Source organism: Kitasatospora sp. NPDC043950, assembly GCF_056435345.1.
This window is the reverse complement of sequence record NZ_JBWKER010000001.1, coordinates 12,409-32,034: the sequence shown is the minus strand read 5'-3', so window position 1 is coordinate 32,034 and position 19,626 is coordinate 12,409. Positions and strand designations below refer to the sequence as shown.

At 74.3% G+C, this 19,626-nt stretch carries 17 protein-coding genes; 8 read left to right on the top strand and 9 right to left on the bottom strand.

Annotation, left to right across the window (positions count from 1 at the left end; translation table 11 throughout):
* Positions 1-117: 117 nt before the first annotated feature.
* Positions 118-2,457 carry a glycosyl hydrolase family 18 protein gene (locus tag AC07BF_RS00140; RefSeq protein ID WP_478332661.1) on the bottom strand — a complete coding sequence of 780 codons (2,340 nt, stop codon included), beginning with the start codon at positions 2,455-2,457 and terminating at the stop codon, positions 118-120.
* A gap of 284 nt (positions 2,458-2,741) precedes the next feature.
* Between AC07BF_RS00140 and AC07BF_RS00135 the strand changes: the two genes are divergently transcribed.
* From AC07BF_RS00135 to AC07BF_RS00125, 3 genes are all read left to right on the top strand, one after another.
* On the top strand, positions 2,742-3,389 hold the full coding sequence (locus AC07BF_RS00135) for a class I SAM-dependent methyltransferase (protein WP_363630540.1): 648 nt from the start codon (positions 2,742-2,744) through the stop codon (positions 3,387-3,389).
* 71 nt (positions 3,390-3,460) lie between these two features.
* A complete protein-coding gene (locus tag AC07BF_RS00130; protein ID WP_363630542.1) occupies positions 3,461-4,126 on the top strand; it encodes a hypothetical protein in 666 nt (221 codons plus the stop codon).
* Between the two features lie 51 nt (positions 4,127-4,177).
* Positions 4,178-5,224, top strand: a complete 1,047-nt coding sequence (locus tag AC07BF_RS00125; RefSeq protein ID WP_363630544.1) for a TolB family protein — start codon at positions 4,178-4,180, stop codon at positions 5,222-5,224.
* Here AC07BF_RS00125 and AC07BF_RS00120 read toward each other — a convergent pair.
* On the bottom strand, positions 5,221-7,431 hold the full coding sequence (locus tag AC07BF_RS00120; protein ID WP_478332660.1) for a hypothetical protein: 2,211 nt from the start codon (positions 7,429-7,431) through the stop codon (positions 5,221-5,223). The genes AC07BF_RS00125 and AC07BF_RS00120 overlap by 4 nt on opposite strands.
* A 372-nt stretch (positions 7,432-7,803) precedes the next feature.
* Between AC07BF_RS00120 and AC07BF_RS00115 the strand changes: the two genes are divergently transcribed.
* Positions 7,804-8,391, top strand: coding sequence for a TerD family protein (locus AC07BF_RS00115; protein WP_350879397.1), 588 nt, complete (start codon positions 7,804-7,806; stop codon positions 8,389-8,391).
* Positions 8,392-8,454: 63 nt separating this feature from the next.
* Here the strand turns inward: AC07BF_RS00115 and AC07BF_RS00110 are convergent, their stop codons facing one another.
* Both AC07BF_RS00110 and AC07BF_RS00105 read right to left on the bottom strand, forming a co-directional pair.
* Positions 8,455-10,116 carry an ABC transporter permease gene (locus AC07BF_RS00110; protein WP_478332659.1) on the bottom strand — a complete coding sequence of 554 codons (1,662 nt, stop codon included), beginning with the start codon at positions 10,114-10,116 and terminating at the stop codon, positions 8,455-8,457.
* A complete protein-coding gene (locus tag AC07BF_RS00105) occupies positions 10,113-11,039 on the bottom strand; it encodes an ABC transporter ATP-binding protein (RefSeq protein ID WP_363587474.1) in 927 nt (308 codons plus the stop codon). Before AC07BF_RS00105 ends, AC07BF_RS00110 begins: the two co-directional genes overlap by 4 nt.
* Before the next feature lie 95 nt (positions 11,040-11,134).
* On the opposite strand from AC07BF_RS00105, the gene AC07BF_RS00100 reads away from it, so the two are divergent.
* Positions 11,135-11,668 (top strand): GbsR/MarR family transcriptional regulator, encoded by a 534-nt coding sequence (locus tag AC07BF_RS00100; protein WP_363587476.1) that lies wholly within the window; start codon positions 11,135-11,137, stop codon positions 11,666-11,668.
* Between the two features lie 111 nt (positions 11,669-11,779).
* On the opposite strand, the gene AC07BF_RS00095 is transcribed toward AC07BF_RS00100, so the two are convergent.
* A complete protein-coding gene (locus tag AC07BF_RS00095) occupies positions 11,780-13,243 on the bottom strand; it encodes a lytic murein transglycosylase (protein WP_478332658.1) in 1,464 nt (487 codons plus the stop codon).
* Between the two features lie 673 nt (positions 13,244-13,916).
* On the opposite strand from AC07BF_RS00095, the gene AC07BF_RS00090 reads away from it, so the two are divergent.
* Both AC07BF_RS00090 and AC07BF_RS00085 read left to right on the top strand, forming a co-directional pair.
* Positions 13,917-14,300: a hypothetical protein gene (locus AC07BF_RS00090; protein WP_363587480.1), complete on the top strand. Its 384-nt coding sequence runs from the start codon at positions 13,917-13,919 to the stop codon at positions 14,298-14,300.
* A gap of 21 nt (positions 14,301-14,321) precedes the next feature.
* Positions 14,322-14,618: a hypothetical protein gene (locus AC07BF_RS00085; protein WP_363587482.1), complete on the top strand. Its 297-nt coding sequence runs from the start codon at positions 14,322-14,324 to the stop codon at positions 14,616-14,618.
* A 34-nt stretch (positions 14,619-14,652) separates the two neighbouring features.
* Here the strand turns inward: AC07BF_RS00085 and AC07BF_RS00080 are convergent, their stop codons facing one another.
* The 4 genes from AC07BF_RS00080 to AC07BF_RS00065 all read right to left on the bottom strand — a co-directional run bounded on the left by AC07BF_RS00080 (position 14,653) and on the right by AC07BF_RS00065 (position 19,002).
* Complete coding sequence (locus AC07BF_RS00080; RefSeq protein ID WP_363587484.1) at positions 14,653-15,351, bottom strand: DUF6585 family protein; 699 nt, start codon at positions 15,349-15,351, stop codon at positions 14,653-14,655.
* Between the two features lie 242 nt (positions 15,352-15,593).
* On the bottom strand, positions 15,594-17,228 hold the full coding sequence (locus AC07BF_RS00075; protein ID WP_400805859.1) for an alpha/beta hydrolase: 1,635 nt from the start codon (positions 17,226-17,228) through the stop codon (positions 15,594-15,596).
* Positions 17,229-17,328: 100 nt separating this feature from the next.
* Complete coding sequence (locus tag AC07BF_RS00070) at positions 17,329-17,970, bottom strand: NAD(P)-dependent oxidoreductase (protein WP_363587488.1); 642 nt, start codon at positions 17,968-17,970, stop codon at positions 17,329-17,331.
* Between the two features lie 87 nt (positions 17,971-18,057).
* Positions 18,058-19,002 (bottom strand): EamA family transporter, encoded by a 945-nt coding sequence (locus tag AC07BF_RS00065; protein WP_400805856.1) that lies wholly within the window; start codon positions 19,000-19,002, stop codon positions 18,058-18,060.
* 129 nt (positions 19,003-19,131) lie between these two features.
* On the opposite strand from AC07BF_RS00065, the gene AC07BF_RS00060 reads away from it, so the two are divergent.
* Entirely contained in the window at positions 19,132-19,617 is a 486-nt protein-coding gene (locus AC07BF_RS00060) for a MarR family winged helix-turn-helix transcriptional regulator (protein WP_478332657.1), read from the top strand.
* Positions 19,618-19,626: the final 9 nt, after the last annotated feature.

The window sequence follows — 19,626 nt, the reverse complement described above, 5'->3', positions numbered from 1 at the left end:
TTTCTCTTCCCCCCTCCCCCCCCCCCTGACCAAAGGTTTACACCATCCCCCCCCACCCCCCCCCTCCCGCTCTCCCCCCCCCCGCCCCCCCCCCCCCCCCCACCGGCGTGCCGGACGTCAGCGCAGGCTGCCGTCCATGGAGTTGAGCAGCGTGCCGGAGGCGTCGTCGTTCTCCAGGGAGAAGGCGAACAGGCCGCCGAGGCCCTTGCTCTTGGTGTAGGCCCCGCGCGCCTGGATGGCCTGCGGGGTGTCGCCGGTCCAGAAGTTGGTGCCGTCGTAGACCCAGCTGCTCTCGGTGACCGGGTCCCAGTGGGTGGTGGCGGCGGTCGGGTTGAGCTCCTTCCAGGCGGCCAGTCCGGCCTCCTGGCTCAGCGGCTTGGCGGCCGTCGGGCCGGTCGCGCTCTGGTACAGGCCGTAGTTGGAGCCGGCCGGGACACCCGTCCAGCCGCGCCAGTAGAACGGGATGCCGAGCACCAGCTTGTTGGCCGGGAAGCCGCCGGGGATGCCGTACTCGGGCAGGCCGGTGGTGTACGCGGCGAGCATGGTGTCGACGTTGTACTTGCGGGTGCCGGGGGTGATCGGCGTGGTCGGGTCGGCCGGGCTGTCGTGCAGCGGGTCCTGGTGGTTGGTCGGGCCCTTGGCGTCCCAGGCGCCGTGCATGTCGTAGGACATGACGTCGGCGTAGTCGAGGTAGTTGCCGATCTTGTCGGTCTCCAGCTGGGCGATCTTGTCCTGGCCGCTGGGCAGGGCGGCGGACAGCAGGTAGCGCTTGCCCTGGGCGGAGCCGAGCGCGTCCAGCTGGGTGCGGAACTCCTTGAGCAGGAGGGTGAAGTTCTGCTTGTCGGCGGGGGAGTAGTGGTTGCCGGTGTGGCCGCCGGCCGAGCCCGGGTACTCCCAGTCGAGGTCGACGCCGTCGAAGATGCCGGCTGCCGTGGCCGCGCCGCCGGAGGCGTCGCCCGCGACGCCGGTCGGCAGGTTCCCCTTGAGGAACATGTCGACACAGGAGGAGACGAAGGTCTTCCGGGAGGCGTCGGTGGCGGCCGCGTCGGAGAAGTACTTGGAGTACGTCCAGCCGCCGATCGAGATGGTGAACCGCAGGTTCGGGTACTTGGCCTTGAGCTGGCGCAGCTGGTTGAAGTTGCCCTTGAGCGGCTGCTCCCAGGTGTCGCTGCTGCCGTCCACGCTGGTGCCGGAGTTGTAGTCGGACTGGTAGTCGGCGTAGGCGTCGCCCGCGCCGTCACCGGCGTTGGGGTTGTTCTCGTTGGTCGAGTCGGAGGCCTTCACCGCCTGGAAGCAGGTGAGCTTGGTGGGGTCGATGTTGGCGAACGCGTAGTGGATGACGTCCAGCTTGCCCGCGGCGCCGCTGGTGTCGACGTTCTTCGGGTAGTACGCGTTCTCGTAGACGCCCCACTGGTCGAAGTAGGCCGAGCGGACGGGCTGTTGCGCGGGGGCGGCGGCCGTCGTGGTGCTCACCGCGGCGGACTGGGCGGAGGCGTGGGAGCCGGAGTAACCCTGGACGCTGAAGGTGTACGCCTTGCCGGGCAGCAGCGAGCTGACGGCGACGGAGGTGCCCATCGAGGTGGCGACCAGCTGGCCGTTGGACCACACCTTGTAGGCGATCGGGCCGTCGCCGGTGGTCAGGGTGGAGGGCTGCCAGGTGAGCACCACGGCGCCCGCGGTGACCTTGGTGACGGCGACGCCGGTGGGCGTGGTGACCTTGCCGTCCCCGGCCGGGCCGCTGGCGGTGGCCGTCGCGGTCGGGCTGCCGGATCCGGTGGGGCTGCCGCTGGCCGTCGGACTGCCGCTCGCGGTGGGGCTGCCGGACGCGGTCGGACTGCTGGACGCGGTCGGGCTGGTGGAGGCCGTCGGGCTGCCGCTCGCGGTCGGGCTGCCGGTGGAGGTGGGCCCGGCCGGGCCGGTCAGGCTGAGGTCGTCGGCGTAGTAGGCGCCGGTGCCGTACCAGCCGTGGGTGAAGACCGTCACCGAGGTGGTGGTGGCGCCGGTGGTGAAGGTGGTGCTCAGCTGGTTCCAGCCGGTGCCGCCGGGTGTCCAGACCGAGGAGTTGACGCCCGTCCCGGTGGCGCCGAGGTAGACGTAGCTGCCCTGGACGAAGCCGGACAGGGTGTACGTGGTGTTCGGCTGGACGGTGACGGTCTGCTGGCACTGCGCGGTGTCGGAGGCCGAGGCCGCGCCGCTGAGCGCGTAACTCCCGCCGTGCACCGGGGTGGTGACGACGGAGCCGTTGGCGCAGGTCCAGCCGGTCAGGGTGCCGGCCTCGAAGTCGCCGTTGGCCAGCAGGTTCACCGGGGCGGCCGAGGCGGGGCTGAGGGTCAGGGCGAGGGCGGCGCCGCTGGTGCTGAGCGTGGCGGCGAGGGCCAGGGCCATGGCCCGTCTGCGCGGGGCGGTCCGGTGCCCGGCGGCCTGGGCGGGCCGTGCGGGCATGACGCGGTCGTGCATGCGGTTGTCCTCCGGATGTGTGGGGGTTCCGGCGGTGCGTGGCCCGGGGTGGGCCGGGGGAGCCGCCCGGGCGCTGTGGGGGCGCGCGGGCAGGTGGAGCGTGCCGACGTACGGACGGCGGGCGCGGCGGGTCGGCTGACCCGCTCGCGTCACGACATCACAGATTGGACTGGACCAATATTCGCCGTCAAGGGTGTCCGCCCGCTGGACCGTTCCGGGCCGCCGACGCCCGGGCCCGGTAGGTTGACCGCTGCGGAGCAGGCCCGCCGAACGGAGGACTCGCGATGGACAGCCAGGACTGGGACGACCGCTACGCCGCGACCGAGCTGGTGTGGGGCGCCGAGCCCAACCGCTGGGTGGTCCGCGAACTGACCGGCCTCACCCCGGCCCACGTCCCCGGCCACGCCCTCGACCTGGCCGCCGGCGAAGGCCGCAACGCCATCTGGCTGGCCGGCCGGGGCTGGGAGGTCACCGGGCTGGACTACTCCGCCGTCGCCCTGGAACGTGCCGAGCGGCTCACCGCCGACCTGCCCGACGAGGTCGCCGACCGGCTCACCTGGCGGCACGGCGACGCCCGCACCTTCGAGGCCCCCGCCGCCGGCTACGACCTGATCCTGATCGCCTACCTCCAGGTCCCCGCCCGGGACCGGCGGGCCGCGCTGCGCCGCGCCGCCGCCGCGCTCGCTCCCGGCGGCACCCTGCTGGTGGTCGGGCACGACCTGAGCAACCTCACCGAGGGCGTCGGCGGCCCGCAGGACCCGGCCGTGCTGTTCACCCCGGAGGACGTCCTCGCCGACCTCGCGGACCGCGGCCTGCGCACCGTCCGGGCCGAACGGGTGCACCGGACGGTCGGCCCGGAGCCCGGGCACAAGGGCGAGGGCGACGGCGTCGCGGTCGACGCGCTGGTGCGCCTGGAGCGGGGTGCCGAGTGACGGGGGACCGAGTGATGGAGCACCGAGTGGCGGGGGACCAGGTGACGGGGGGCCGAGTGATGGAGCACCGAGTGGCGGCGCGGCCGGCCCGGCGCACCCTGCTCACCGGCCTGGCGATCGCCGCTCCGGTGCTGCTGGCGGGTTGCTCGGCCTCCTCCGGCAAGGCCGGCAAGAAGGCGGGCAAGGAGGCCGGCGCGGCCAGGGCGAGCGACGCGGGCGGCGAGGCCCTGGTGATGATCATCCGGCACGGCGAGAAGCCGGACGGCGGCCACCCGGGACTGGACGAGAACGGCGGCCACGACGGCAAGTCCCTCACCGAGCGCGGCTGGTCCCGCGCCCGGGCGCTGCCCACCTTGTTCGCCCCGCCCGCGCCCGGCCTGCGCACCCCCGCCCGGATCCTCGCCGCCGCCGACCAGGGCCCACTGGCGGGGGCGCACCGGATGCGGCAGACCGTCACCCCGCTCGCCGCCAAGCTCGGGCTGACCGTTGACACCGGGTACGCCGAGTCCCAGGAGACCGCCCTGGCCGGCGCCGCCCTGGCCGGGCCCCAGCCGGTACTGATCTGCTGGGAGCACTCGCGGATCCCGCGGATCGTCGAGGCGCTCGGCGCCGCCGGCAGCGGCGCACCCGCCACCTGGCCGGACCGCTTCGACCTGGTCTGGGTGTTCGCCCGCCCGGCCGGCGGAGCCTGGACCTTCCAGGAGGTCCGCCAGCACCTGCTGGACGGCGACGCCTGATCCGCCTGCGGGCGTACGCGATGTGACGAAGCGTCAACTAGCTTGTGGGTCATGAGGACTCGCACGTTCTTCGCCGCCGCGGCCGTCACAATGCTGCTGCTGTCCGGCTGCGCCGAATCCGGCTCCGAGGACGGGCCGCAGCCCCGGCCGACCCGGGCCGGCGGCGCGCCGCCGACCGGGGGCGAGCGCCGGGCCGACGGCGCCGAGCTGCTCTACCGGGCCGAGGGTGGCCGCAGCGCCCAGAACCCCGCCTTCGCCCCGGACGGCCGCTCGGTGCTGCTGACCGAGTTCAGCGAGGGCTACAACAAGGGCGCCGCCGCCCTCGGGGTGCTGCCGCTGGACGGCGCCCGCGCGCCGCAGAAGGTCCTGGAGGATCCTGACAAGGCCGCCGTCAACCTCCCGGGCACCAGCTGGAACGCCGCCACCGGCGCCTTCACCTTCGCCACCGACCGGGAGTCCGGCCACGACGAGGTCTGGCTGATGACGCCCGGCGGCAGCCCCGAGCGGGTCACCCGGCACGAGGACGGCAGCGGCTACAGCGAGCCGAGCTTCTCCCCGGACGGCGCGTGGATCGTCTTCCAGCAGAGCTGGGAGCCGGAACACGCCGCCGTGCACGGCGACGACGCCGAACAGGACTCGCTCTGGAAGGTCCGCCGCGACGGCGGCGCCCCCCTCCGGCTGGTCGACGGCAAGGGCACCGGCACCGACAACCGGCAGCCGAACTGGTCGCCCCGGGGCGACCGGATCGTCTTCCAGCGGCGCGCCGCCGGCGGCGAGAACTGGGCGCTGTGGACGGTCGGCGCGGACGGCACCGGCCTGCGCCAGGTCACCGACGTGCAGGGCGAGCACACTGATCCCACCTGGTCCCCGGACGGCCGGTACCTGGTGTTCTCCTCCAACCTCGGCAACCTGCCGAACGCCCAGGTCTTCGTGGTCGCGGCCGACGGCGGACGCCCCGTCCGGGTGACCGGCGACGACGGCTCGTACGACGGCGCGCCGAGCTGGTCCCCGGACGGGAAGTGGATCGCCTTCGAGTCCGCCCCGGGCGGCGAGGCCAACCCCGCCGCCCTCTGGCGCATCCCCGCGCCCGCGCTCTAGCTCACCGTCACCGTCACCACCGAGTACTGCACGACGGTCAGCGGCACGCTGACCGTCGCTCCCGTGACGGTGTACGGGACGGGCTTGGGCGTCGGGTCGGTGCCGTCCGGGGTGGCGACGGTGACGGCCGTGACGGCGGCGCCGACCGGGAGGGCGTAAGAGAGCGTGCAGTTGGCGGGCGTGGTGCGGAAGGCCGCCGGGGTGTTGCCGAAGTTGGTGAAGTTCACCAGGTGGACGACGGCGTCGTTGCCGAGCCGCCGCGCGTCCAGGAAGATCCGGGGGTCCCCGGCCAGGGTGACGGCGGGCGGTGCGGACTGGCGGACGGGGGCGAGCAGTTGGTCGGCCGAGGCCTGGTCGGTCTTGGTGAGGTAGCTGAGTCCGGCCCGGTTGCGGACGTACCAGCAGGTGCCGCTGCCGTAGGCGTTCTGCTTGCCGGCCGGCAGCGGGCTGCCCCGGCGCAGCCCGAGCACGTCGGAGAGCGCGAACTCGGCGCGCTGGCCGCCCAGTTCGTCGAGCGCGGTGGGAGCCGGGCCGGTGATCACGATCGTCCCGCCGGCCGCGACGAACCCCCGCAGCACGGCCGCCTCGGCGTCCGAGACAGCCTGGAGGTCGGGCAGCAGCAGCACCTTGAACCGGGCCAGGTCGGCGGCGGCCAGGCCGGGGCTGGGCACCGTGTCGAACGGGATGTGCGCGTACACCAGCGCCTTCACCGCGCCCCGGAACTCGCCCAGCCAGGGGACGGAGGCGCAGCTCTGCTCCGGGTCGTCGCCGCCCCACCAGTCGCTGATCCCGGCCGGCGCGGTCGCGTTGACGTACATCCCGATGCCCGCGCCCGGGCTGACGTAGTCCCGGGACGGGCTGGAGTGGTAGACGCCGACCTGGGCGGCCGAGGCGGCGTTGTAGAGCCGCTCCTGGTTGGTCTGGACGAAGCGGTACATCCGGGCGCGCATCGCCGCGTCCACGGTGTCGTTCTTGTACGGCGTCTTCACCTCGTAGGGGTTGCAGCCGGCCGCGATCAGCTGGGACATCACCAGCGAGGCGTCGTCGGCCTGCCAGCCGTAGGAGAACGCCCAGGCGGGCTTGGTGCCGCTGGCGCCGCGCGCGTACTTGTACATCGAGATGAGACAGACCCAGTCGGAGGCGGTGGCGTGCCGCATGCCGTCGTAGTTGCCGAGGATGTCCACCTCCCAGACCTGGCTGACGGCGCCCTCGGCCTGGCGCAGGTAGCCGCCGTCCAGGCCGATCGAGGTGGCGTAGCGGTAGTCCATCGAGACGGTCTCGACGAAGGTGACCAGGTCGGGGTTGACCGCGCGCCCGGCGGCGGCGATGTCGAGCTGGAACTGGAGCAGGTTGCGGTGGCGCCATTCGAGGTAGCGGCGGAACGCCGGGTCGGCGAAGTCGGCGGCCTTGGGCAGGGCGAGGCCGGTGTCGGCCTTGAAGGCGGCCGCGCCCCAGGTGGAGGCGTCGCACCAGGAGAGCACGCCGTCGAAGTAGATCGGGACGTCCGGCCAGATGCCGTCCACACCGGTGGCGGCCACGCCCTTGATCCGCTTGAGGTAGTAGTCCCGCCAGGGCGAGTTGGGGCTGAGCCAGACGCTCTCGTCGCCCGGGTCGACCCAGACCACCACGCTGCCGTAGAACACGTTGGGCTTTCCGGCGAGGTCGCGCTGGACCCAGGCGCCGCCCTGGTCGTTCTTGTAGAACGAGCGGCCCTTCTCGCCGCCGGGGGAGATCAGCTCCAGGGAGGGGTAGTACATGACGACCTTGAGGCCGGCGGCGTGCGCCAGGCCGGTGAAGGTCTTCACCTCGGCCATGTGGGCCGCGAACTCGGCGTCGGTGAGCCAGTTGGAGAGCAGGGTGTCGAGTTCGATGACGCTGACGTTCTGCGCCTTGAGGGCGTCGACGGCGCTCTGCATGTCGGCGGGCTCGTTGAAGGTGCCGTCGCCGACGCGGGCGAACCGGGCCCAGTCCGGCCAGGGTTGCGCCGTGGCGGCGCCGCCGCCGGGGAGGGTGGCGGGCACGGACTCCGGTACGGGCGCGGGCGCGGGTTCCGGGGCGGCGGCCCAGGCCTGGCCGCCGGGCAGCAGCCGGACGGCGGCGAGCGCGCCGCCGGTGCCCAGGCCGGCCCGCAGCAGGCGGCGGCGGCCGAGGCGCGAGGTGGTGGCGGCGGTGGCGGGTGCGGGCGGTGTTCCTTCGTGCTCGGACATGGTGGTCCCCCCAGCGTGGGTTGGCGGATCACGGGAACGTGCGCGGAACGCTCGGTGCGTCGGCGGCCGTTCTCCCGGTCGGCGGCGCCTCCGAGCTGACCCTAGTCCGCAGGCCGCCCGCCTGTTCGGCCCCTGCTCGCGGCTACGCCAGACGTCGGAATCGCCGGTTGCCAGGTTGGCCGAGCCGGATTGCGCGCCGCCCCGCGCAAGCTCCTCCCCGGGGCGCTTGACAGTGTGCAGACCGCCCCCGGTGGTGACGGCGGGGGGAGTGCGGGGTAGGGGTGCTGGGAGCGCGCCGGTCGGATGATCATAGATGTTCGACAGTGCTGTAGATTCACGGCACGGAGCGGCGGCAGGGACGAGGAGGGCACGATGAGCGTTTCGCTGGCCAAGGGGCAGAAGATCAGCCTGGAGAAGCCGGGCGGCGGTCAGCTGAGTGTGGTCCGGATGGGCCTGGGCTGGAAGGCCGCGCAGCCCAAGGGCTTCTTCGCCAAGCTGCTGGCCGCCGGTCGGGAGATCGACCTGGACGCCTCGGCGGTGCTGTTCTCCCAGGGGCGGCCGGTGGACGTGGTCTTCTTCCAGCACCTCAACAGCAATGACGGTTCCGTCCGGCACAGCGGCGACAACCTGGTCGGCGGCGCGGGCGACGCGACCGACGACGAGTCGATCACCGTCGACCTGACCAAGATGGCCGCCGAGGTCGACCAGATCCTCTTCACCGTCAACTCCTTCACCGGCCAGACCTTCCAGGAGGTCGAGGCGGCCTTCTGCCGGCTGGTCGACGAGCAGACGGGCGCCGAGCTGGCCCGGTACACGCTCACCGGGGGCGGCCCGTACACCGCGCAGATCATGGCCAAGGTGCAGCGCACGCCCGCCGGTTGGCAGATGACCGCGATCGGGCAGCCGGCCAGCGGGCGGACCTTCCAGGACCTGATGCCGGAGCTGGTCAAGCACCTGTGACCCGGCCAGGGGCCGGCCCGCCGTGGCCGGCCCCGTCCGCTTCCCCCGCCGCAGCCCCGGGAGTCAGCGCGTTTCGAGGTCGCGGCGCCGGAACCCGGCCAGCGCCAGGGCGATCAGGGCGGCCGCGACCAGGGTGAGCGCCGCGAGCGGCGTCCAGTCCATGGCAGCCGCCGGGAGCCGGGGCACCTGCCCGAACGGGGAGAGCCGGTCCAGGCCCGCGGGGAGCTTCAGCAGCGGGCCCAGGTACCCGATCACGAACGCGTACGCCGGCACCAGCCAGGCCAGCTGCGTCGCCCGGGGCAGCCAGCCGTACACGGCGGCGGCGAACCCCACCGTCACCCACTGGGCGGGCGCGAACGCCAGGGCCGCGCCGACCAGTCGAGGGAACGCGCCGGCGTCACCGGTGGACAGCGCCCCGGCCAGGCCGAAGCCCACCCCCGCCGCGAGCAGCACCGCGGTCGAGCCCAGCAGCGCCGCCGCCAGGTGCCCGCCCAGCCAACCGGACCGGGACACCCCGGTGGCCAGCACCGGCTCGGCCCGCCCGGCGCTCTCCTCGGCGCGCGGGCGCAGCGTCGCCAGCACCGCGTAGACCGCGCCGACCACCGCCACCACCAGCAGGGTCATCGCGGCGAAGGAGTCGGTGAGCGAGCGGCCGCCGAGCCGGGCGAGGGCCTCCTTCAGCTGGTCGACGTCCTTGACCATCGCGTCGGCGCCGCCCAGCAGTGACCCGTACATCGCGCCGAGCAGCAGCAGCGCGACCGCGAAGCCGCCCAGCAGGCCGCGGTGCAGGCGTAGGGCGAGGCCGAGCGGGGTGCCGAGGGCGGGGCGGGCGGTGGGCGGCCCCGGGCGGGCGGCGCGGAGCCCGGCGCCCACGTCCCGTCGGGTGCTCAGCGCGAAGCCGGCCACCCCGGTGACGGCGGCCAGGGCGAGCGCGGGCAGCAGCGGCCACCAGCGGTCGTCCACGAAGGGGTAGCTGCGCTGGAGCCAGCCGATCGGGGAGGCCCAGGAGAGCCCGTTCGACCCGGCGTCCCCGGCGGCGCGCACCGCGTAGGCGGCGCCGAGCACCGCGAGGGCCAGCCCGGAGGCCGTCCGGGCGTGCGCGGTGACCTGGACGGCGACGGCGGCGACCGCCGCGAACAGCAGTCCGGCGGCGGTGGTCGCGGCCCCGAACAGCAGCACGCCGCCGGTGCCGAGCCCGGGGACGCCGAGGGCGGGCAGCCCGGCGGCGAGCAGCAGGCCGAGCGCGAGGTCGGCGACGACTGCGGCGCCGAGGGCGGCCGCGAGCTGGGCGTGCCGGCCGACGGCGGCGGAGCGGACCAACTCGGCCCGCCCGCTCTCCTCCTCGGCCCGGGTGTGCCGGGTGACGGTCAGCACGCTCATCAGCCCGGCCAGCACCGCCAGCAGGCCGAGCAGCCGGTGGCCGAGCATGGCGCCCCAGGTGTAGTCGGCCAGGTAGTGCCCGGGGCCGGTCATGGCGAGGACGGCCGGGCCGGCGGAGGCGTGGGCGATCGAGGCGCGGTCGGCGGCGGTCGGGTAGAGGGTGTGCACGCTGTTGGCGCTGGCGAGGGTGAGCAGGCCGAGGCCGAGCACCCAGGCGGGGAGGCGGAGCCGGTCACGGCGCAGGGCGAAGCGGAGCAGCGTGGCGGTGCCGGCCAGGGTGGTGCGCGGGCGGGGCGGGCGCGGGGCCGTGGCGGGCGCGCTGGTCGCGGTGGTGGTGGCGGTCATCGGGCGGCCTCGCCGTCGACCGGGTGCCCGTTGGCGGCCAGCTCGTCGCCGTAGTGGCGCAGCATCAGTTCCTCCAGCGTGGGCGGGTGGCTGACCAGGCTGCGCAGCCCGGCCTCGCCGAGGCGGCGGACGGCGGCGTCGAGGTGGGCGCCGTCCACGGCGAAGCGCACCCGGGCGCCCTCGGTGCGGACGGCGTGCACGCCCTCCAGCGTCTCCAGCCCGGTGACGGGGCGGTGGGTCTCGGCCTCGACCGTGGTGCGGGTGAGGTGGCGCAGTTCGCCGAGGCTGCCGGTCTGCACCACCCGGCCGTGGCGGATGATGCTGACCCGGTCGCCGAGCTTCTCCACCTCGTCCAGGATGTGGCTGGACAGCAGGACGGTCCGCCCCTGCCGCCGGGCCTGGAGGACGACGTCCTGGAAGACCACCTCCATCAGCGGGTCGAGGCCGGAGGTCGGCTCGTCGAGCAGCAGCAGTTCGGCGTCGGAGGCGAGCGCGGCGACGATGGCGACCTTCTGCCGGTTGCCCTTGGAGTAGCTGCGGCCCTTCTTGGTGGGGTCGAGGTCGAAGCGCTCGATCAGCTCGTCGCGGCGGCGGCGGTCGAGCCGGCCGCGCAGCCGGGAGAGCAGGTCGATGGCCTCGCCGCCGGTGAGGTTGGGCCACAGTTCGACGTCGCCGGGGACGTAGGCGAGGCGGCGGTGCAGTTCGACGGCGTCGTGCCAGGGGTCCTTGCCGAGCAGCCGGGCGCTGCCGCCGTCGGCGCGCAGCAGACCGAGGAGCACCCGGATGGCGGTGGACTTCCCGGCGCCGTTGGGTCCCAGGAATCCGTGCACCTCGCCGGTCTCGACGGTGAGGTCGAGGCCGTCCAGCGCGGTGGTCCGGCCGAAGGTCTTGCGGAGGCCGGTCAGAGCGATTGCCTTCGTCATGCTGCTGAAGCTACCGTAGTTTCAGAAAAACGTGAATATTGGGAAGGCGTTAAAGTTCAGTCGAGTTGTTGATCACCGGAGAGGGGAAGGCGCGCGTGGTGGAGCGGGAAGCGGAGAAGGAGCGCGACGAGCAGGCGGTGTCGGACTTCGTCGAACGGTTCGCGGCCGAGCTGGTGGCCGCGGGCATGGGCCGGATGCCGGCCCGGCTCTTCTCCTGCCTGATGGCCGAGGAGAGCGGCGTCCTGACCTCCGCCGAGCTCTCCGAACGGCTGCGGATCAGCCCGGCCGCGGTGTCCGGCGGGATGCGTTACCTCACCCAGATCGGCCTGGCCGCCAAGGAGCGCGAGCCGGGCTCGCGGCGCGACCGCTACCGGGTGCTGAACGACGTCTGGTTCGAGTCGCTGACCCGGCGCGACGAGTACCTGCTGCGCTGGGTGCGGGTGCTCAGGGAGGGCGAGGCCACCGTCGGCGCGGGCACCGTCGCGGGGGAGCGGCTGGCGGAGAGCGCGGCCTTCTTCGCGTTCATGGTGGACGAACTGCACGGGATGCTCGCGCGGTGGCGGGTGCACCGGGCGACGCTGGGTCCGGGGGCGCTGCCCAGGGCCGGGGCCGGGTCGGATCCGGCGTAGGTCTCGGTCCAGCTCTCGGTCTCGAGCTCGGTCTCGGGAGCTTGGTGCGGCGGGGTGGGGAACGCGGAAGGCCCGCACCAGGGGTGCGGGCCGTCGGCGGATGGGGCGGTGTCAGCGGGTCGGCGGGGCGGCCGAGGGGGAGAGGCCTGCGCTGGGGGTCGTGCTCGGGGCGGCGGAGGAGGGGGTGCCGCCCGGGGTGGGAGTGCCGCCGGGGGTCGGCGTCGCCGTGGCGCACCCGGGGGCGGCCGGGGTGCCGGACGGCGTGCCGGTCGGGGTGGCCGTCGGGGACGGGCTGCCCGTCGGGGTGGTCGTGGCCGTCGGGCTCGGGCAGTCGGTGGGCGTTCCGGTCGGCGTCGTGGTCGGCGTCGTGGTGGGGGTGCCGGACGGCGTGCCGGTCGGGGTGGCCGTCGAGGACGGGGTGCCCGACGGAGTGGTCGACGGCGTGCCGGACGGCGTGGCCGGCGCGGTCGACGGCGGTGTGGTGCCGGGCGTGCCCGTCGGGGTGGTGCTCGGGTCCGTCGTCGGCTGCGCGGAGGAGGACGGCGTCGGGGCCGGCGAGGTCGGCTGTGCGCTCGGCGAGGGCTGCCCGCCCGGGGGCGGGGTGGTCCCGGGGGCGCTCGGCGTCCCGGGGGTGGCGCCAGGAGTCGTCCCGGTCGGCGGCAGCAGCGGCGCGAGCGGCAGGAGCGGGGAGGGCAACGAGGCCGGCGGGGTCGAGGAGGCCGGGCGGTTCGGCACGGTGGTGACGCTGCCGCTGCCGTAGTGCGCCATCCAGTTGCGGACCGTCCGCAGGTACTCGCCCGAGTTGTTGTAGCTGAGGATCGCCCGGTCGAGCTGCGCCGGGTCGGCGAGGTCGCGCCCGCCCGCGCACAGGTAGCGGGCGGCGCTCTCGGCGGCGTCGAAGATGTTGTTCGGGTCGGCCTTGCCGTCGCCGTTGGCGTCCGTGCCCCAGGTCGCCCAGGTGGAGGGGATGAACTGCATCGGCCCGACGGCGCGGTCCCAGCGCGCGTCGCCGTCGTAGCGCCCGCCGTCGCTGTCGGGTATCGCGGCGAAGCCGTTGCCGTCCAGCGCCGGACCGAGGATCGGGGTGAGGGTCGTCCCCGTCGCGTCCACCTGGCCGCCGTTGGCCTGGCCGGATTCGACCTGGCCGATCGCGGCCAGCAGTTGCCACGGCAGGTGGCAGCCGGGCGAGCGCTGTGCGGCCGAGGCCTCGGCCTGGCGGTAGGCGGCGAGCACGGTCGCGGGCAGGGCCGGGCCGGTGGCGGCGAAGGGGCCGGCGGCGGGCGCGCCGGGCACCGTGCCGGGCGGCTGCGGCAGTTGGACGGTGCCGCCGCCGTCGGCCGGGACGCCGGTGCCGAAGGCGCCGCCGGCGCCGCCGGTCGGGCTGCCGCCGGGCTGGGAGGCGGAGGCGTCCGGCGACGTCACGGCGTCGGCGGCCGCGACCGGGGCGAGCCCGAAGCCCGTCACCTGGGAGCCCGTCAGTGCGGCGAGTGCGGTGAAGGCCGCAGCCGTCCCCGTGACCCGCTTGCCGAGCCGCAGCCCGCGCCCGCCCTGCACCTTGCCGAACCTCGCCGTCATACCGTGCCCCTCCCCGTAGCCGTCCCGACCCTGCCGGAACGGATGAACCGTCGTCATCGTGCCTGCCGCCGGACGGCGGCTCCCGCCGTCGCAACGATTAGTATCACGACGGTCTGACGCGACAGGGGTGGCCGGAGGTTGCCGCGGCCCGGCGCCGACATCGAATACCGCAGGTCAGCAGGGGTGGGGGAATGCCCGCTCGGGCTCGGGCCGGGACTCGATCCGCGTCGCGGCCAGGCTGGCCGACGGCCCGGCCGGGTAAGGGAGTTGGGGTGCGTGCGCGTCCGCCACGGGTTCCGTCCGCGGGCCCGGTGGCGGCACCGGAGGGCTGTGCGGGTCGAGCTTCTGCGGTATCTCCCTTTCCTGCCAAGGGAGTTGGCCGGGGGCGTGCCGGTGGTGGGCCGGGCGTGCAGGGGCCCGGACCGGCGGTCCGGGGCGCGGGGGTGGTGCGTGCGCGTCGTTCCGGGCTCCCCGGCGGCGCCCGCTACTGACCCTCCTGACCTGCGTGGATGTCCGCCGCCGGGCGGGCGTTTCCCTACCAGGGCGGGCGTGCGGACACCAGGGGGCGGCCCCAACTCGCCCCTGGACGGGTGACGTTCTGGTGAAAAGGGCATGCCAGGAATCTCCGCCCGGCATGCTGTGCCCCGTGACCATGCGGATGGAGGCCCGGACTGTGAGCGCGAACCTGCCCGAGACCGTCGCCGAGGGAGCGGTCGTCCTTCCGGCCCCCCCTCGGGCGGTCGACGACCTGGCCCGCGACCTGACCCAGGCCGCGGCCGCCGTCCGGGCGGTCTCGCGGGTCGCCCGCAGCGGTGGGGACCTCGCCGTCGCCGCGTACACCGCGGTGGTGTGCACCGGGCGTTCGGCCGCCCGCGTACTGGAGGAGGCCGCCGCCTGGTGCCGGCAGGCCCCCGGGGCCGAGGTGCACTCGCTCGCCTGGGCCCGGGTGCCGGGGCACCGCGAGGACGTGGACGAGTACCGCGTCACCCTCGCCGTCAGCTTTCCCGACGACGAGACCGGCGAGCACCTCGGCGACACCCATCGCGCCCGCCGGTGAGGAATCCGTAGGATGATCCCCATGGGTGATGGGGACACGAAGCAGCTGACGGGCGACCAGGCGCAGGACGCGACGGACGACGGCCCGCGAGAGCTCTCGCGGGCCGCCGCCGTGGCCGTGACGGTGCTCGCCGCCCTCTGCGGCGCCGCCGTCCTGCTGGCCGTCTTCCACTGGCTGGGCTGGAGCGTCCCCTGGGTCGGCTGGATCGTCGCCAAGGCCGGCATCAAGCTCGCCGTCGGGGGCTTCGCCGGGCTCGCCGCCGCCTTCGCCTGGCTCCGGTCGCGGCTGGGGCGTGCGGCGAGCGACTCGCGGTCCTGACGGCGATCCAGGGCCTGTCCGGGCCGGCCGTGCGTCAGCCGGAACGGCCCAGCAGCATCATGAAGAGCGCGTAGTTCGGGATCCGGCTGACCGCGGTGTTCGACAGCGAGAGGAACTTGCCGTCCTTCTTGACCACCAGGTAGCCGTTGACCACGCTGATCGACTTGATGTCGGACCAGGGCACCAGACCGCGCTTCACCGTGCGCAGACCGGCCGAGCTGACCAGCAGGTCGCCGAAGGCCAGTTCCCCTCCGTCCGCCAGCGAGGCCCGGGCCCCGGACAGTTGGGTGGCCGCGACGTAGTGCGCGGCGACCTCGCCCAGTTCCGCCCACCTGCCCAGCTGGGTGCCCCTGTCCCCGCCGCTGAGCTTGGCGCGCCGCGGGTCGCGGTACTTGCCGTCGATCGTGAACGTCTCCCCGTCGTCCCGGATGAACCGGTAGGAGAAGTCCGTTTCGGTGTAGATGTTGTGCGAGTAGTGGGCGACGGTCGCCTGCATCACGGTCGAGACCTCGTCCCAGCGGAAGACCGTGAGCTCCAGGCCCCCGCCCTCGTGCACCAGGCCGTGGTCGAAGTGGTAGACCCGGAGCTTCTCCTCCTCGCGCGGCTTGCCGAACAGCCGTGTCTTCGTCAGCACCAGGAAGCACTGGCGCAGCAGGCCGAGGCCGGCCTGCTGCGCCTGCTCGGCCACTGCGGCGGTGATCTGGGTATCCGTGGTCTCGACGACCTTCACCATGGGCTCGCTCCTGTGTATGGCGACTACGGCCATGGCTGTATTCCCCGGAGCCGGGGGACGTGAGGCACAACAGCGGCCGCCCGCTCGGGCTTTCGCAGTCTTTCGGCCAGTCGCGGGCCGCCTGCTGGACGAACGCGCCCCGAGGGGCGCCGGCACGGCGGGGCGTCGACCCGTGACGGTCGGCGCCCCGCCGTGCCTCACCCGACGCGCGCCCCGACGGCCGCGGTCGAGCGGCCGGGCACTCAACCCGCCTGCGGGGTGGGGCAGACGAGGTCGCGCTCGGGGGCGCGGCCGCCCAGCAGGTAGCTCTCGACGACGTCGGTGACGCAGGAGTTGGCGGTGGGGTACTGGCCGTGGTCGCCGCTCCCGGTGACGGTCACCAGCTTGGAGCCGCGCAGCGCGCGGTGCGCGCCGAGCGCGGCCTCGTAGTACGTCGCCGGGTCGTGCACCGAGTTGAGCATCAGCACCGTCGGCAGGTGGGCGCCGGTCACCTTGACCTTGGGGGCGGGCGCGGTCGGCCAGGCCGCGCAGACCGCGCTGAAGGCCAGCGTGCGCGCGCCCGCCAGCGGATAGCGCGCGGTGTTCTCCGCGCCGCGCTGGACCCAGGTGTCCATGTCCTTGGTCCACGGGGTGTCGTTGCAGGTCACCGAGAAGTACTCGGCGAGGAACTCCGGGCTGAGGTACTGGCCGAACAGCCGCCCGGCCATCGTCCTGGCCGCGGGGTCGGCCCCCTGCCAGTCGTCGACGGCGGTCAGGGCCTGGGCGAGGAAGGGGAAGGTGTCCCGCTCGTAGATCGCGCTGATCGCGCCGTTGTCCAGCTGGTTCGGGCCGATCGTCAGGGAGCCGTCGACGATGGGCTGGTCGTGCAGCGCGGCGCGCCGCTGCTCCCAGTGCGCCTGCACCTCCTCGGGGGTGGAGCCCCAGTGGTAGGTGGCGTCGCGGGCCGCCAGCCACGGCACGAAGTCCTCGTCGAAGCGGCGCTGGAAGCTCATCGGCTGGCCCAGTTCGAACTTCTCCCAGGTGCCGTCGAAGCCGATGTTGCTGTCCAGGATCATCCGCTCGACCCGGTGCGGGAAGAGCGTCCCGTAGTAGGCCCCGATCATCGAGGCGTAGGAGGGGCCGAAGTAGCTGAGCTTCTGCTCGCCGAGCAGGCCGCGGAACAGGTCGATGTCGTGGGCGGTCTGCTCGGTGTTCAGGTAGGGCAGCAGGTCGCCCGTGCGCTCCTGGCAACTGGCGGCCAGCTTCTTGGAGTTGGCGACCACCCGGTCGATCGCCGCCGGGGACTGGTCGCGGAAGTCGCCGGCCAGGAAGTCCTGGAACTCCTCCGGCGTCTGGCACACGGCCCGGGTGCTCTCGCCGACCCCGCGCTGGTCGAAGCCCACGATGTCGTACGCGGCGCCGACGGCCGGGGCGGCCGTGGCCAGGTTCGCCGGGCGCAGCAGGCCCGACGCGCCGGGGCCGCCGGCGGCCATCAGCAGCGTGCCCTTGCGCTTGGCCGGGTCGCCGGCGCGGTGCCGGGAGACGGCGATCGTCACGTCGGCGCCGGCGTCGGCGTGGTGCCAGTCGCGCGGGGCGGTCATGGTGGCGCAGTCCAGCGCCGGCTGCTTGGCGCAGGGCTGCCAGGCGAGGGTCTGGTGGGTGTAGCGGGCGGGGGCGACCTCGGCGTCGCCCGGGTTCCGGCCGGCGTCCGGGGCGGCGCTGGCGGTGGCCGGTACGGCGAGGCCGGCCAGGACGGCGGCGGCGACGGCCAGGGCGGCGCGCCGGGTGCGGGAGGCGGTGGCGCCGGCCGCCGGGGTGTGCGAGGCGGTGGTGTTCGGCGCGGTGGTGCTCGGCGTGATGGGGTGCGAGGCCGTGGTGTTCGATGCGTTGGTGTTCACGGGAATGATCCTGTCCGAGCTCGCCCTGACGGTCGATCATGCGGGGTTCCGTGTCCGGGGTGGTGCTGGGTACACCCCGGACACGGAGGATCGCCCCAGGTCAGTAGGCGGCGGTGAAGCGGGTGCGGCGGTGCGCGGGCTGCTCGGCCTCGTCGAGCAGGGCGACGGCGAGGTCCTCCATGGAGATCACCGAGGCGCCCTCGGCGTCCACCAGCAGTTCGTCCCGTCCGAGCCGGAAGCGGCCGGTGCGCTCGCCGGGTTCGAGCAGGGCGGCGGGGCTCAGGTAGGTCCAGTCGACGTCCGGGTCGGCGGCGCGGTAGAGGTCGAGCTGCTCGCGGCAGGCCCGGGCGATCGGCCGGAGCTCGGCGGGGAAGCCGGGGTCGTCGGCGAGGGCCGTCCCGCCGCGGCCGGGGAGGGTGAGGCTGCCCGCGCCGCCGACGGCCATCAGGCGCGCGCCCGTTCCGGCGAGACCGGCCAGCAGGCCCCGGGTGGCGGCGGACAGCTCGTGCTCGCTGCCGGGCGCCGGGCGGGTGGCGGTGATCACCAGGTCCTGCCCGGCGGCGAGGCGGGCGACGTCCTCGGGGTCACGGGCGTCGCCGACACCGAGGGCGACGGCGGCCGGCAGGCCGTGCGGTTTGGCGGGGTCGCGCAGGACGGCGGTGATCCGGTGGCGGCGGGCGAGTGCCTCGGTCACCACCCGGCTGCCGACGTTGCCGGTGGCGCCGAACACGGTGATGTGCATGGAGGTTCTCCTGGTGCGGTGGGTGCCAGCGGCTGCTGGGCGGGGATCGGGGAGTGCGGGAGGGGATTCGGCGGAGACGAGGCGGGGTCAGGCGTTCTCGCGGACGGGCGGTGCGGAGGCGGAGGCGGGGGCGGCCGGGGCGTCCGGGGCGGCGGGCGCGGAGGGCGTGGCGGTGCCGGGGCGGCGCCGGGTCTGGGCCGCGATCAGCGAGCCGAGGACGATCAGTGCGCCGAGCGCCTGGAGCGGGCTGAGGTCCTGCCCGAGGGCCAGCCAGCCGATCGCGGTGGCGACCACCGGGCTGAGCAGCGAGAGGAAGGAGACCGAGGTCGGCGGCAGTGCCCGGATCCCGCGGAACCAGAGCGCGTACGTGAGCGCCGCGCCGATCAGGCTGAGGTAGCCGTAACCGAGCAGGTTGCCGCCGGTGAGGTGGGACGGCGGGGCGCCCTCGACGAACAGTGCGACCGGCACCAGCAGCAGTCCGCCGGCGGTGAGCTGCCAGCCGGTGGTGGCGAGCAGCGGGGCGGGGGAGACCCAGCGCTTGGAGAGGACGACGCCGGTGGCCATGACGACCGCGCCGGCGAACGCGGCGGCCACGCCGACGGCGTCCAGCTGGGCGTTGGCCCGCAGGACCAGCAGGCTGACGCCCGCGATCCCCGCGATGCCGCAGATCACCGTGCGCGGCGTGAGCCGGTCGCCGAGCAGCGCGGCCGAGAGTCCGGCGGTGATCAGCGGCTGGACGGCGCCGACCGTGGCGGCGACCCCGCCGGGGAGGCGGTAGGCGGCTATGAAGAGGAGGGCGAGGAAGGCGCCGATGTTCAGCGCGCCGAGGACCAGTGCGCGCCACCACCAGCTGCCCTTCGGCAGCCGGCGGGTGACGGCGATCAGCAGCAGCCCTGCGGGCAGGGCCCGGAGGACGGCCGCGAGGAGTGGACGGTGGGGCGGGAGCAGTTCGGTGGTGACGATGTACGTCGACCCCCAGACGGCGGGGGCTATCGCCGTCACCAGCACGATTCCGAGGCGATTTCTTAGCACTAAGCAAATGTATCTCAGCGCTAAGGCATCTCTCACCGCTTTGGCGGGGTGGCGTGGCTCACAGTTACCTCATCGCTAAGGAATCCCGCCGGGATCCCCTACCCTGAACCTGTGGCAGATGCAGATCATGTGGACCGAGTAGTCGCGCAATGGGCCGTCGAGCGCCCCGACCTGGACGTCTCTCCGATGGAGGTGTTCGGCCGGCTCAAGCGCCTCTACCGCCTGGTGGACGCGGAGCTCAACCGGACCTTCGGCGAACACGGCCTGGACGCCGCCTCCTTCGACGTCCTCGCCACCCTCAAGCGCAGCGGCCCGCCCTACCGCCTCACCCCCACCGGGCTGATGCAGTCCGCCATGGTCACCTCCGGCGCCATCACCCAGCGCCTCGACCGTCTGGAGGCCCGCGGCCTGGTCACCCGCACCCAGAGTGACCAGGACGGCCGCAGCCGCGTGGTCGCGCTCACCCCCGAGGGCCACGCCCTGATCGACCGCGCCCTCCCCGACCACCTCGCCACCGAGCGCGCCCTCCTCGCCGGCCTCGACGACCCCGGGACCGCCGCCCTCGTCGACGCCATGCGCACCCTCCTGGCCGCCCTCGGCGACAGCCCGGAGTGAGCGGGCGGG